The following is a 13,874-nucleotide window of genomic DNA, read 5'->3' as shown; positions in this document are numbered from 1 at the left end:
TATTTTTGACGAATTTATAAAAGCATTACCCAATCGCCTGATCAGGCTCTTGGATAATGCTTCATGATGTTAAAAAACTATTTGATTGTACCCAACCTCAACATACGAATGAGTTGAGGGCTATTTTCGTGCTTTCAACCTTTAGATGACAAGGAGGATCTTTACAACTTCCATACTTCGATGCGCAGTGATGGAATGGTCATTCTTGCGGGCTTAAGTGGTACTGGGAAGTCTCAATTAGTCAAATGTTACGGGAATGCACTTAAACTTCCTCATGAACAGGTTAAATTTGTTTCGGTTGAATCAAATTGGACTGATGATTCTGATTTAATGGGATTTTACGATCCAACAAGTAACAAGTATTATCCAGGAAAGAGCGGTTTGGTTGATAAGTTATTGGATGCTGAACAAAATCCTGAAAAATTATATATTATTGTCTTTGATGAAATGAACTTATCAAAAGTGGAGCAATATTTTTCACAATTTTTATCTGTTTTGGAAATGGACAAAGGTTCGAGAGAAATAACGTTATACGATTCGGGAACTAAAGATAACCACTATCCAAACAAAATTAAAATTGGGGACAACGTGTTTTTTGTGGGAACCATCAATACTGATGAGTCAACTTATAAGTTTTCCGATAAAGTATTGGACCGTACAAATGTTATTAAATTAGGTATGCAAGAGTTTACTTTATTTAATACGAAACATTCTGAAGAACCATGGGAGGGTTCGACAATTAGTTCTTATCAATATGCACAAATGGGACAAAGCAATCAGGATAAAAAATTGAAAGACAATGAGTTGAATTTACTATGGAATTTACATAAAGATATCAATAGCGTCGAACCTAATGTCGGGATTGGTTGGCGTGTTGTAAATCAAATAGACAATTACATGAGTAATCTTCCAGAACAAATTGGCAAGTTCCAGGGGTTAGATTATCAAATCAATCAACGTGTTATGACAAAAATCAGTGGATCTGATCAACAGTTAAATGAATTACTTGGACAGTCGAATATTAAGGATCAGGGTGGAACTATTTATCAATCATTGGGGAAATATTTAAAGGCTGAGGAATCAAATAAAAAAGTTGAAGATGTATTTAAAAAAACATTGGAAACAGTCGACAAAAAACGTAAGGACCTAGTAATCTATGGATACACCATTTAAAGTCATAGTCAATGATGAAGAAATTAAAAATCACAACAACCTTAGCCCTTATGATCCCAGATATTATTTAAAGCCAATTAAAGAATCAGATAACTTAACAATTAAGTTTTTACCTGGGGAGTCCATATCAACCATTTACCTTGATGATTTCTCACAGTATGCACATCTGTATTCTGATGTTAACGAACATATGACATTCGTTAATGACAATGCATCTTTTAGTTCACGCAATCATGAGCAAACAATTACTATTCACGATAACACTCCAAGAGGCATTCAACTCACACCTCAGAGGTATCAATTTAGAGTCGTTTGTAATGGAATAACTTATTATTATTCGGTTAACGTAACCTTTAAGGATAAGGAATTCGAAAAGAAACGAAATAAGATGCTGAACTTTTTGTTGTCATACTTTAGTCGAGAGATACTGACGAAGAACCCCATATTTGAAACTGTCTATAACCAGAATGATAATTTTCATGAAGATGATTCTCATCAATGGGATTCCTTGCAACTAATTTTGCAAGATGCTGCGCAACTGCAATCAGTATTAACTGAGTTAAATACAAGTCCTAAAGTCCAAATTAAAAAGGATTACCATCGAGCATCCAATGGAAATCCAGGAAAAAAAGACCAAAAGTCTATCGAATTGACCATCAAGAGAAGAAGAAACACTAACCAACAATTTTTTCTGAATAAAGAACAAGATTATAATATTACCGCTAACCGCTATGCTAAATTTATGCTGAAAAAAATCGATAAGTTTTTACAAAATCAAATTTCTGACTACACCGTAATCCTGGAGAAGTCGGATGAAAACGTTTCGCAAGAACAAAGAGCAAGTATCGAACAAGTTTTGATCAATATTAAAAGTGTTCATAATTTGATTCAAAAAAAATTGAATGAGGGAATCTTTCATAAAGTCGAAAGCGTGAATCCTAAGGGCCCTGAAAAAACCATTACTCAAAATCCAGTTTATAAATTCATTCGTCAAAAGTATTATTCGTTAAAAAATATTAATTTTACAACCTCTTTGCGTCAAATGGAAAATAATGCTTGGAGACAGACTGACGTGATTTATGAATTGTGGTCGTATTTTTATTTAATCGAAATGTTTTTAAATGAGACCGACTTCAAGCTCAGTAATTTTGGAGGCAAAAAAGATGAGTGGAAAAAAGATTGTTTTTATAAAATTGCCGAGATGGATCAAAAAAATGGTAATTATGCAAAGCAAAGACAGAATGTATTGGAAACATGTTTAAGCAATGATGATATTAAATTAAATATTGTGTATCAAATGGATTTTCGAAAGTCTGTGGAATCAGATGCGCCAAATAGACCATTGAAAAACTTTTATCAGGAGAATCCAACAGATCCTAAAAAAATTAATCATTACAATCCGGATATTTTTATTGAAATTCTTAGTGACAAAAGAAATGTAGTAGGAGGAATTGTCTTAGATTCAAAATACAAGCCATTGACCAATTGCGTTTACCATTTCGATAATAAAGAGAACAATGATGTAATTAAACTGTGGACTTATCGTTATTCTGTTAAATGTCCTAAAATTAAATTATTGAATTCGATTGTATCTGTGCACGCTTTACTTCCCGGCATCCAGAGGAGTGATGTTGATAGTCGTAAATCTAAAAATGAAAAAGAAGACGGTGAGGAAGAAAGAAAGCAGGAAAAAGTGAACAAAGCAGTGAACGAAAAAGTTTCTTTGTTAAAACAAAGTGATATTTATTTCGACATCTTTAACTATGCTGATACAAATGGTAATGACATCAAGGAATCTCCTGGTGTCCAGTTAATTAAAAAACTTAATCAGGAAATTCACGATAGGGTGCAAAGTGCGAAAATCACTAATAATGTAGTCTATGAAAAATAATAACTACTTTTATCAACCGACATCTTTATTATCATAAACACTTTTTTTGCCCAAAATTCTTTCTGCGTATGCTATCCTAAAACTAAACCAAATAAAGCACTAGGGGTGTTTCACTCGAAACTGAGATAGGCTTTGGCCTGATCCCTTTGAACCTGTAAGTTGATACTTGCGTAGGAAAGTGCATGATCTGGGCAATTGACGCCACGATTCTTAATCCTACGACTAAGAACCGTGGCTTTTTTTTACTTTTATTTTCTTTTTTTGGAGGAATGGATATGCAATTTGATTTGTTGAATAAGGTTAGAACTGATAATCCGATGGTTTTGAATATTGCTAATTCGGTTACTCAAAGTGATGTTGCTAATGGTATTAGTGCGATTGGCTCATCTCCTTTGATGACTAATTACGATGAAGAGCTGAAGACTTTGGCTCAATTTGCTAATGGTATTTGCATTAATATTGGTACTTTAGATCAGCGTCAAAATGAGCTTAGTCTGGAACTTTTGCGTCTGGCTAACCAATTTAATAAACCGGTTGTGCTCGATCCTGTGGGGATCGGGGCTGTTCCCGAAAGATTGTCTTTTGCTGAAGAGTTGTTGCGCAATGGTCAACCGACGGTGATCCGTGGAAATGCTGGTGAAGTGGCTAGTTTAGTGGGTGTTTCTTGGTCAGCCAAAGGAATCGATTCGATCGATGATGGTCATGATCAAAGCATTGATGAAATGGCCCAAGCTTGTGCTAAAAAGTTTAGCTGTGTAACGGTCGTAACGGGTGAAACGGATACGATTGCTACAGCGGATGAAGTTGCTCATGTCTTTAATGGTCACAAGATGTTCACTACTCGTGTTGGAACTGGTGATATGTTGTCTAGTTTGATCGCGGTTTTTGCCGGAGTTTCAACTGACAATGTTTTTGAAGCTGCTAAGATGGCTTGTTTAGTCTTTGGATTGGCAGGTCAAACAGTGATGGATGAAAATCCTGAAATTGGCCCAGCTGAATTTTCTGCTCGTTTGTTAGATAAATTGTATTCAATTACAACTGCTGATGTTGAACAAGGAGGCAAATTTGATGAAGGAAATAAATAGTTTTCCCCAAACATTAACTATCGCTGGAACTGATAGTGGCGGTGGTGCTGGCGTTATGGCCGATATGAAGACGATGCAAGAATGTGGTGTTTTTTCAACTGCCGTTATCGTGGCAGTTACGGCACAAAATACCATTGGTGTGCAAGACTTTCAGGCACTTTCACCCAAGATGATCGACCAACAATTTGATTCGATCCACGATGACTTTGCCATCAAGGCTTGCAAGACAGGGATGTTGGCTGATGCTGAACACGTTGAATTAGTTTACAACAATTTGAAAAAATACGACTTTGGTCCCTTCGTGCTTGATCCTGTAATGATTGCTAAGGGTGGGGCCCAATTGATCTCCGATGAAGGGATCGAGATGATCAAAACTAAGTTGATCACCTTGGCTACTTTGGTGACACCGAATATCCCCGAAGCTGAAGCTTTGACTGATATGAAGATCCACGATCAAGAAGGGATGATCATCGTCGCCCAAAAGATCCAAGCTTTGGGTGCTCAAAACGTGTTGATCAAGGGTGGTCACGGTAACTCTGATGTAGTCCGTGATCTCGTCTTGCTCGAAAATGGCGAGACTTTCTGGATGAACAGTCAACGGATCCAAACGGTCAGAACTCACGGAACCGGGGATACGATCTCATCCGCCATCGTTTCTCGTCTCGCTCTTGGTGACGATATGAAAGATGCTATTTTATTTGGTAAACGCTTTGTGGAAGCTGCTATCAAAAATACGATCCAAGTTGGTCACGGCCACGGTCCATTGAACCATTGGGCATACAATGAGGAGATGATTGGTCATGGAGTTTAATGCTGATTTTTTAAAAGCTTATTTTGTTTGCGGTACGCAAGATCTAGTTGGTCAAAACTTTGAGAAATTACTCCTAAATGCCATTGATGCTGGGATTACGACGTTCCAGTATCGGGATAAAGCAGCTTCAACATTGACTGCTCCAGAACGTTTGGATCTGGGCAAAAAGCTACGCGATATTTGTTCAGCTGAGAAGGTGCCTTTTATCGTTGACGATGATGTTGAGTTAGCTAATCAGTTAAAAGCCGATGGTATCCACGTGGGGCAAAAAGATATGAATATCATCGATGTTATCGCCAAGGCTGATCCTAATATGATCATTGGATTGTCTTGTCAAACAATCGAACAAGTTAAGATCGCCAATGAAATCAAGGATATTGACTACATTGGTGCCGGTCCGATTTTTCCGACGTCTTCTAAAGATGATGCGGTCGCTCCGATCGGACTGTTCGGACTCAGACAGCTGTCTCAAGAAAGTCGTGTACCGATCGTGGCTATCGGTGGTATCACTGCCGAAAATGTCCATCAACTGCAAAATTCCGGAGCATCCGGGGCAGCCTTTATTAGTTTGTTGACGAGGTCGAATAATGTTAAACAAACAGTCGGGAATGTTTTGAACGCTTTCGCTTAAAATCAGTCATATTTAAACAGTTAATGAAGTTTCGCCAGAATCGAGTGATTTCAGTGGTGTAGACGTGATTTAACTGTTTTTTTTGTTTACAATGTGAGTATTAAGGTGAGGAGTTCAAAAAATGCAAAAATTATTTCAGTATTTTTCGGTTGGAGTTTTAAATTTGCTGGCTAATGCTGGCGTTTTTATCCCGTACTTTTATTGTTTGATGTTATACAACATTCATAAAACGGAGCCAGTCTTTGTGTTGCCGTTCTTGATGCTTTATACCTTTAGATGTATCGGAATGTTGCTGACAGCTCAGATCAAACGTTCTGCCATCAAGATGATGAACGTTTCGAGTATTTTCGGCGTGCTCGGCTCGATCTCGATGCTATTTGCTGACCACATTTTCTTTGGCGTTCTTGGCGGAATCTTGTTAGGACTGGCATCCAGTTGGATCTGGCCTTACTTTTTAACAATCCGTTCACGGGGTCAATTGGACAATGAGTTCACGATGACTAAGCAACACTGGTTGTACTCATTGATTGCCATGATTTTATTGTTAGTCGTCAGTTTCGTGGCGATGAAATTCAAGGCGATGGCTGTGGCTTTCATCTTGTTAGCCTTTTTATTCTTGTTCGCATGGTTCGGGGGCGTTTATTTAAAAAACGAGATCGACTTTTATCACGAAGAGGATTTCAAAGCTAATTTTGTTCATCCTAGCAAGTTGATCTTGAACTTGGTCTATTTGACGATATTGGTCGTCTTAGTTTTCTCAATCAGATATTCTCGATTGAAGACTACTTCTCATCACCTCGATCTGATTATGTGCATCTTGGCAGCGGTGATCTTAGGATCATTGATCTACGTCCAACTGGGCATCCACAAGAAGATTTTTCCGCTTAGTTTGGGAGCCTTGAATCGTGGTATCGTGATGAATTTCTTGTTGCTGTATTCGACTTTTGATAGTACTTTGCGCTTCCATTTTGAAGCTACTGTCTTGATCTTTGTGGTTTATTTATTAGGATTTGAATGCGGACCAATGTTATTGAAAAAATTTCCGCAGTATCGTTATCCAACTTTGTTCGTTGGGATGCTGTTGACGCTGTTCAATTTCGTACCAATTTATTTTCTAGGGCTATTTTTAGCGGCTGTCTTCGTTGGAGCGGACAATACCTTGTTGAATCGGTCGCTATACAGTAGTCCCAATTTAGATGGTGAACGAGCATTTTTGGTCAAATATCAACTGTCTAGTATCGGTAACATTTCGCAGCAACTGATTTACATGTCATTAGTATATTTATTGAGTTATTTTTTGAATATTAATGTTTTGTCATTTTTCAATCCGACTGTTCATGGAGCAACTTACACGACTTTGACTATCGTTCATGCTGCAATCACTATCGGTATTTTAATTATTTCAATGATTACTTATCATTTTGTAAAAAAGCTTCCTGTCACAGATGAATAATTTATAATAAATCTGATCCTATTTATGAATATTTAGTTAGTCATATTTGTTTAGTTAGATGGCTAATTGGTCTTACAATATGGTTGAACGAAGTAAGGCTAAGAAGTTATGAATAGGAGATGATTGTATGAGAGACAAGATCAAGATGATACTTTTATCTACAATCGCAGTGTTACTTGCGGTATTTAGCTTTAACGCTTTGAATTCGAGTGCTAAAGCTGCCGTCGTCCCGATTACGGGAAACACCGCCGCTGATGCATCTATGACGTACACCACAGGTGGTACAGCTTCACCTACAGATACAATTTATGACTGGCAAGGGGTTAATGTTAGTTATAAGTTTTCTATCGCTGATGGCATCCCTATTAATGCAGGGGATACCGCAGAGTTTACTTTACCGGGGAATGTTGCACCCAATACTAATTTGAGTTTTGCCGTAAAATCAACAACCGGTGAAATCGTTGGTACTTTTAATATTGCAAAAGGTGCTTCCACTGGTACTTTGACTTTTAATAGTAATGCTAGCCAAGCTGATTTAAATCGTTCAGGCACTTTAACCTTCACTGGTGCTGGTACGACTGTAACTGATACCAACCCCAATGATTTCATTCTCAATAAAAATGGCTGGATTCCAAATCAAGCAAAGTTAGATGAAAGTCCAACCGAATTAACTTGGAATGTAGCTTTTAATAATCCAGCTTCAAATTTAACTAATGTAAAAATTGTTGATACTTTAGGTCCAAATCAAACTTATATTGATGGCTCAGTAGTTGCCAATACTGGTTACTACTTGAACGGTCAATTCATTTCAACTGGTACTATTCAACCAACAAGTGTTTTGATCAAAGGTCAACAAATTATTTTTGTATTTGGTAATGTTAACCAAACAGTTAATATGACTTATCAAGTAAAAGTTCCAGCAGCTGATGCCAACCAAGTAAATTCTTGGGATAACAACGTTACATTGCAATCCTCTGAAGTCACTGAAGATGCTAGTCACACCATCAACTGGGGTGGTTCTGGTACTGGTACCGGAGATGTTCAAAATGGTAGTGTCATTTTGAATAATCTCGATGGTACGACTAATAAACCTTTAGCCGGTGCTACATTTGAACTTCTTGATGCAGTCGGTAACGTTTTGCAAACTAATTTAGTTACTGATCAAAATGGTCAAATTGCTGTTGATAACCTTGCACCTGGTGATTACAGTTTTGTTGAAACCAATTTTCCAATAGGTTATGCACCTAGTGCAAATAATGAAGTTCCATTCACGATTACCGCTGGACAAACAGAACCTGTTAGAGTTTCGGCAGTAAATGTTCCTTATCCAGATGAACCTGAGCCAGATACTGGTACAGCAGTTTTGATCAAGCTCTCTGCTGAAACTCATGAACCACTTGCCGGTGCTGTTTATGATTTGTTAGATTCTACTGGTAAGGTCATTGCATCAGGTATTACAACTGATGAACAAGGTATGGCTCCAATCGATGATTTAGCTCCTGGTGAATATTCACTAGTTGAAACTAAAGCACCGGAAGGCTATGAAGCAAATAGTGATCCTATCAAGTTCACTGTTGAATCTGATAAGATAACTAATGTTTTAGCATACAATGCAATGGTCGATACACCACCAACAAATGTTGTTCCACCAACAATCGTTGAACCACCTGTTGATCCTGAAGCACCTGTATTACCTGAAGAACCAGGTACTACAACTCCAACGGAACCAACAACTCCAACAGAACCATCAGAACCATCAGAGCCTTCAGAACCAACGGAACCTTCAGAACCAAATGAACCTTCAACACCAGATGAAAATAACAATGGAGAACAGCCTGGTACTACTACTCCAACGACTCCATCGCAACCTGATGAAAATAATGATGAAGAACAACCGGACGTAACTAGTCCAACAACTCCATCAACACCTGATGAAAATGCTAATGGTGAACAACCAGGCACAACGACTCCTACATCACCATCACAACCTAGTGAAGATACTAGTTCGCAACCAGGAACTGTTTTACCAGGCTTGCCTGGCACAACGACTTCAACAAGTCCTAGTTATCCAGCAACATATCCATCAACAACTCCTTCGAAATATCCATCCAATAGTTACTTGACTGGTGGCAGATTACCTCAAACTGGTAATCGGTCCAATAGTATCTTTGGATTGATTGCAGCAGTTGTTGTCATCATGATTGCTATGTCGTTGATCATGTTCAAAGTTCGTCATTTTGACAAATAATTAGTTTTTCAAAAAGCAGATATTCTGAAATATGAATATCTGCTTTTTTAGTGGATGGTATAAATAAAATATTGAATTCAGAAAATTTTTTATGTGAATAATGATTTTTCTGCTAGTAGGGACTATTTATAATTGGTATTGGTTAATTGATTAAACCTTTTTTCAGGAGGCTCTACATGAAACATCGACAAATTGTTAATGTTATTTCTATGCTTACTATATTTTTCGCGACGCTGACGATTGCCTTGTTTCAAGTTGATCAAGCAAAGGCAACGGCGGTTACGATCAGTGGTGCTGATTCGACTAGTGCAACGATCACTGATCTAAATGGTAAGAATATCGACCACGCAACTTCGATCCCTGATTGGCAGACCGTTTCGTTGAGTTATCAATGGTCGATCCCTAATACTACGCAAATTGCTAGTGGTGATACTGCTACGTTTACTTTGCCTAGTAATGTTGCCGCTAATTCAAATTTGCAAGTTCCGATCAAAGATAATGCTGGGAACTCGGTTGGTACTTTTGCTATTAGTAAGGGTGCCCAAGTTGGTACTCTAACGTTTAGTCAGGAGTTTACTACCGATACGGAAAATCGTTCTGGTACATTGCAGTTTTATGTTAATGGTACGAAAACAGATGGTAGTGAACAAAATTTTTCCGTCAATAAATACGGTTGGATCAGTGGGTATGATGCTCAAAACGCTCCTAATGAACTGACGTGGAATATCGCTTTGGATTCATCAGGAAAAGAACTGACTAACGTGACGTTAGTTGATACGATGGGTCCAGGTCAAACTTTTGTGCCTAATTCAATTGTCGCCAATACAGGATATTATTCTAATGGTCAATTCGTTAACACTGGAGTTATCACACCGATAGTTTCCGTTTCTGGCAATACGATCAAGATGTCCTTTGCTAAAATTTATTCGGCTGTCAATTTGACATACACCGCCCAAGTTGCTCCCGATGCTTCAGCTCAAAATGTTGGCTGGGATAACGATGTCACGATGACTTGTGATCAAGGTGGGGGAGTTTCGACTTCATCTAGTCATAAGATCGAGTGGGGTGGTGTTGGCTCCGGTAATGGTGAAGTAGATCAAGGTAGTGTCATCTTGACGAATACTAATGCTAAAGATGGTACTCCGATCACTAATTCAACTTTTGACTTGTACGACAATAACGATAAAGTTGTTAAAACTAATTTGACGACTGATTCTAAAGGACAGATCAATCTTACTGCTCTACCAGCAGGAAATTATTACTTTGTCCAAACAAAAACACCACCAAATTACACTTTAAATGATCAAAAATTTCCGTTTACGATCACCGGTGGAAAAGTGGCTACAGTTTCGGTAACCAATCTTGATCCACCAACGACGCAACCGGTCGATCCAACCGACCCCGATCCAGTGGACCCACCAGCAACGGTCGATCCAACTGATCCCGATCCAGTGGACCCACCAGCAACGGTTGATCCAACTGATCCCGATCCAGTGGCCCCACCAACAACGGTCGACCCAACTGATCCCGATCCAGTAGATCCACCGGCAACAGTAGATCCAACTGACCCTGATCCTACGAATCCACCAGTAATTGTCGATCCAAGTACTCCAGATCCAGTGGATCCGAGTGATCCTTCTGCAGGACAACCCGTTCTACCCGATTTATCAACTAACTCGGGTGACAATAATACTGGTAATACTCACAAAGTCCAAAATGCTATTTTTATTGGGGACCCGATCGTTATCGGTGATCCACCAGTAAGCGCCAAAGCAAAACCCGTTTATTATGCCTCGTCTGACAATGACAGCTTTCGTTCGAGAGTCTTCCCAAGTCGCTCAACCGGTGATTTGCCACAGACTGGTAACGACAAGAATGATAGTTTCTTGCAGTCAGTGGTAGGTGTGATCATTTTATTTATTATTGGTAGCGAGTATTTATTCTGGAAGAAATCAAAAGGTTAAACGAATTAAAAAAACGACGTTTATGCGTCGTTTTTTTATTTATTTCGATCAAACATGGTTAAGAATAAAATGGTTTTTAAGCTGGTGGTTGAGAAAATGAGTGCAAAGATGAGCGATAACACGCCAGAAAAGATTAATAGTAAGAAGAATGCTTTGAAGAAAAACTTTACCCCGTTTACCTTTTGATTGATATCTTCAAATGAGGCACTTTCTTTGTCAGGATAACCAGCGGCAAAAGGTTCGACCTCCTGACCTAATTTCTCCGTTAATTGAAGCACGGCATCGATCTGGTGCTGTCTGTCGAAAGAATGCAAGGCTGGTTCGAGCCAAAACTTGAGTTTCCAAAATTTGTAGTCAGTTAAATAACGGTTAGTATCGCTAGATGGCTCCCAATAAACCTTTTTATCTTTGAGGGATAGCAAAATAAAGTTTCAGCCCGTGGAAAGGTCACCGAAAAATTTATCATCGTCAAACGACTCCCGTTCGTAGTCTGCATGTTTGAATTTGTCGATCAAAGTCGAAAAATAATATTTGCGCTGGTCTTCGTCTGTCAAAGATGAATAAGTTGCTCCCGAATAGTCTTCGATAGGGATGTGGTCAACGATAACTAAGGTAATATTTTCGTCATTGTGGAGCTTTTTATTCATATTATTGATCTTATCGACTTGATTTTGTGTCAAATATTCTTTGTCTTCATAGATGTAATATCCAATATTTGTATCTGCAGGGATGCTTTTATCGTAGTTATCTTCAGCCTTGCTTTCGTTAGAGCATGAGAAAAAAGTTATCGCCGCGAACAATAGGGTGATCAACGATATGATTTTTGACATGGCGAGCTCTCCAATTGTTAAAGTTAACTCTAAGTATAGCAAAATAAAACGTTTTCATGGAAATGTTTTGTCGAATTTTTAGAAATAAGTTGCAATAGGGAGTAGACTACTATATATAACTATGAAATTGGGGATGCTATTAACGTTTTGAAACTAAAATCGATACTATTAATTCTTATACCGACTTTTCTCTTCAGTTCGATGGAAATCGCTTTGAAGATTGCTGGGGGCACATTCAATCCGGTCGAATTGAATTTTATCCGATTTTTAATAGGGGGCTTGGCACTATTTCCATTCGCCCTGTCATATTTGCGTAAACACAGTGTACTGCTGAAAAAGCAGGACTTCTGGCGTTTTGCCAGTACCGGCTTTGTCATCGTTGTGTTGAGTATGTCACTTTATCAGTTATCGATCCAATTGACCGATGCTTCGATCGTGGCCATTATGCTGAGTGCTAATCCGATCTTCGGATTGATCATCGGCTTCATCTTTTTACGCGAAAAATTATCTAGAACAAATATTTTTGCCTTAGTTTTAACTTTGATTGGACTTTTGGTCATCATCAATCCATTCAACTTGAAGAATCCTGTGGGTATTACTTTGGGATTGATCTCATCGATCCTCTTTGGGGTATACGGTGTGATGTCACGTGTCAAAAGTCATAAAATCGGTATTAATGCCTTGGCAATGACTTGTTTCTCGTTTTTATTTGGTGCCGGAGAACTCGGTGTCTTAATGGGTTTGAGTCACACACCACTTGCCAATTTTATTCCAAGTAACTATAGCGAATTCGTTAACATTCCTTTCTTCCAAGGAATCAATTTACAAACATTACCGTTGATCCTGTACATCTCTGTCTTGGTCACAGGTGCTGCCTTTGGTTTGTACTTTGTCGCTATGGACGAAGTCGGCGTAGTCCAAGCTTCGTTGATCTTCTTAGTCAAACCAGCGCTTGCTCCGATCTTGTCACTCTTTATTTTGGGCGAGGCTTTGTTGCCTAGAACTGTTATCGGGATCATCATTATCTTACTCGGTTCAATGATCACATTGATGGGTGCCAAGATCGCCTACGGTGTTATTTCCTTGTTCGTGCGTGATTCTAAGCGTCCTAAGCAAGAAGTTGAAGCTGAGATGGAACGCGATATGGAGAATCTGCCTTCTGATGATGAGAAGAAGGATGGTTTGCATGAGTCGTTGAAGACTTCGATTGATTCGCATCATGCTGCTTCTCGGTTGAACCATGGTTCTGTTAAATGATATTAAAAAAGACTAGCTGTTGTTTTTCAGCTAGTCTTTTTATTTTGCTTGGTGGTTGAATTTGTTGAAGAGTACTGTTAGTACTGTGATTGATCCTATGATTACTGCACCGTAGATGATTCCGGCTGCGAAGCTTGATTGGATTAGTGATTGTAGCATGATGTTTCCCCCTTGATTGTTTTTATGCGGTTATTTTGTTATCTGAAGACTTGATGTGAGAGAGTAGCGCGGACAGTGGCGTTTTACTTTGGTAGTCGTTGGTGATTTTTGGTGAGTGTTTGGATAGAGGTAGTAGTTTGGGTGTGCGTTCACTGCCGACTCCAGGGCCCAGGGATACAGCCGCTGGAACGCTGCCGACACGATTTTGAGCTATCCGAGGAAACCCACCTCGGACATCTCAAAACTCGGTCTTTTACTAGGCAATAAATTGCCAAGTAAAATTTGGGTGCGCTCGGCATGGGCGTTAACTAGGTGGTGAAAGTCCACTGTGAGCCGTAGTAGTCGGAATCACGAGCTGAGGACAAGGGTGTC

At 38.8% G+C, this 13,874-nt stretch carries 11 protein-coding genes and 1 riboswitch; of the genes, 9 read left to right on the top strand and 2 right to left on the bottom strand.

Annotated elements, in window-relative coordinates:
* The first annotated feature begins 180 nt into the window (after positions 1-180).
* The 8 genes from EKM69_RS11305 to EKM69_RS11270 all read left to right on the top strand — a co-directional run bounded on the left by EKM69_RS11305 (position 181) and on the right by EKM69_RS11270 (position 11,256).
* Positions 181-1,173 (top strand): McrB family protein, encoded by a 993-nt coding sequence (locus EKM69_RS11305; protein ID WP_125711156.1) that lies wholly within the window; start codon positions 181-183, stop codon positions 1,171-1,173.
* Positions 1,157-3,064: a DUF2357 domain-containing protein gene (locus EKM69_RS11300; protein ID WP_125711154.1), complete on the top strand. Its 1,908-nt coding sequence runs from the start codon at positions 1,157-1,159 to the stop codon at positions 3,062-3,064. The genes EKM69_RS11305 and EKM69_RS11300 overlap by 17 nt, the downstream gene beginning before the upstream one ends.
* 91 nt (positions 3,065-3,155) lie before the next feature.
* Positions 3,156-3,258, top strand: a riboswitch (TPP riboswitch).
* Between the two features lie 81 nt (positions 3,259-3,339).
* Positions 3,340-4,149, top strand: coding sequence for a hydroxyethylthiazole kinase (thiM, locus tag EKM69_RS11295; protein WP_164505935.1), 810 nt, complete (start codon positions 3,340-3,342; stop codon positions 4,147-4,149).
* Positions 4,133-4,960 carry a bifunctional hydroxymethylpyrimidine kinase/phosphomethylpyrimidine kinase gene (gene thiD / locus EKM69_RS11290; RefSeq protein WP_125711150.1) on the top strand — a complete coding sequence of 276 codons (828 nt, stop codon included), beginning with the start codon at positions 4,133-4,135 and terminating at the stop codon, positions 4,958-4,960. Before thiM ends, thiD begins: the two co-directional genes overlap by 17 nt.
* A complete protein-coding gene (gene thiE, locus EKM69_RS11285; protein ID WP_404825425.1) occupies positions 4,944-5,591 on the top strand; it encodes a thiamine phosphate synthase in 648 nt (215 codons plus the stop codon). The genes thiD and thiE overlap by 17 nt, the downstream gene beginning before the upstream one ends.
* Before the next feature lie 121 nt (positions 5,592-5,712).
* The gene (locus tag EKM69_RS11280) at positions 5,713-7,044 is read left to right on the top strand and encodes a hypothetical protein (RefSeq protein ID WP_125711146.1); all 1,332 of its coding nucleotides are present in this window, start codon (positions 5,713-5,715) and stop codon (positions 7,042-7,044) included.
* Positions 7,045-7,171: 127 nt separating this feature from the next.
* Positions 7,172-9,292, top strand: a complete 2,121-nt coding sequence (locus EKM69_RS11275) for a SpaA isopeptide-forming pilin-related protein (protein ID WP_125711144.1) — start codon at positions 7,172-7,174, stop codon at positions 9,290-9,292.
* A gap of 176 nt (positions 9,293-9,468) precedes the next feature.
* Positions 9,469-11,256 (top strand): SpaA isopeptide-forming pilin-related protein, encoded by a 1,788-nt coding sequence (locus EKM69_RS11270; RefSeq protein WP_125711142.1) that lies wholly within the window; start codon positions 9,469-9,471, stop codon positions 11,254-11,256.
* 35 nt (positions 11,257-11,291) lie between these two features.
* Here EKM69_RS11270 and EKM69_RS11265 read toward each other — a convergent pair whose 3' ends face one another.
* Both EKM69_RS11265 and EKM69_RS11260 read right to left on the bottom strand, forming a co-directional pair.
* Entirely contained in the window at positions 11,292-11,678 is a 387-nt protein-coding gene (locus EKM69_RS11265; protein WP_125711140.1) for a hypothetical protein, read from the bottom strand.
* Between the two features lie 9 nt (positions 11,679-11,687).
* Complete coding sequence (locus EKM69_RS11260; RefSeq protein ID WP_125711138.1) at positions 11,688-12,086, bottom strand: hypothetical protein; 399 nt, start codon at positions 12,084-12,086, stop codon at positions 11,688-11,690.
* A gap of 201 nt (positions 12,087-12,287) precedes the next feature.
* On the opposite strand from EKM69_RS11260, the gene EKM69_RS11255 reads away from it, so the two are divergent.
* The gene (locus EKM69_RS11255) at positions 12,288-13,343 is read left to right on the top strand and encodes a DMT family transporter (protein WP_404825426.1); all 1,056 of its coding nucleotides are present in this window, start codon (positions 12,288-12,290) and stop codon (positions 13,341-13,343) included.
* The last annotated feature ends 531 nt before the right edge of the window (positions 13,344-13,874 follow it).

It is taken from the genome of Companilactobacillus zhongbaensis, assembly GCF_003946515.1.
Taxonomy (GTDB): domain Bacteria; phylum Bacillota; class Bacilli; order Lactobacillales; family Lactobacillaceae; genus Companilactobacillus; species Companilactobacillus zhongbaensis.
Note: the sequence above shows the minus strand (reverse complement) of the source record. Positions and strands in the feature narration are given on the sequence as shown.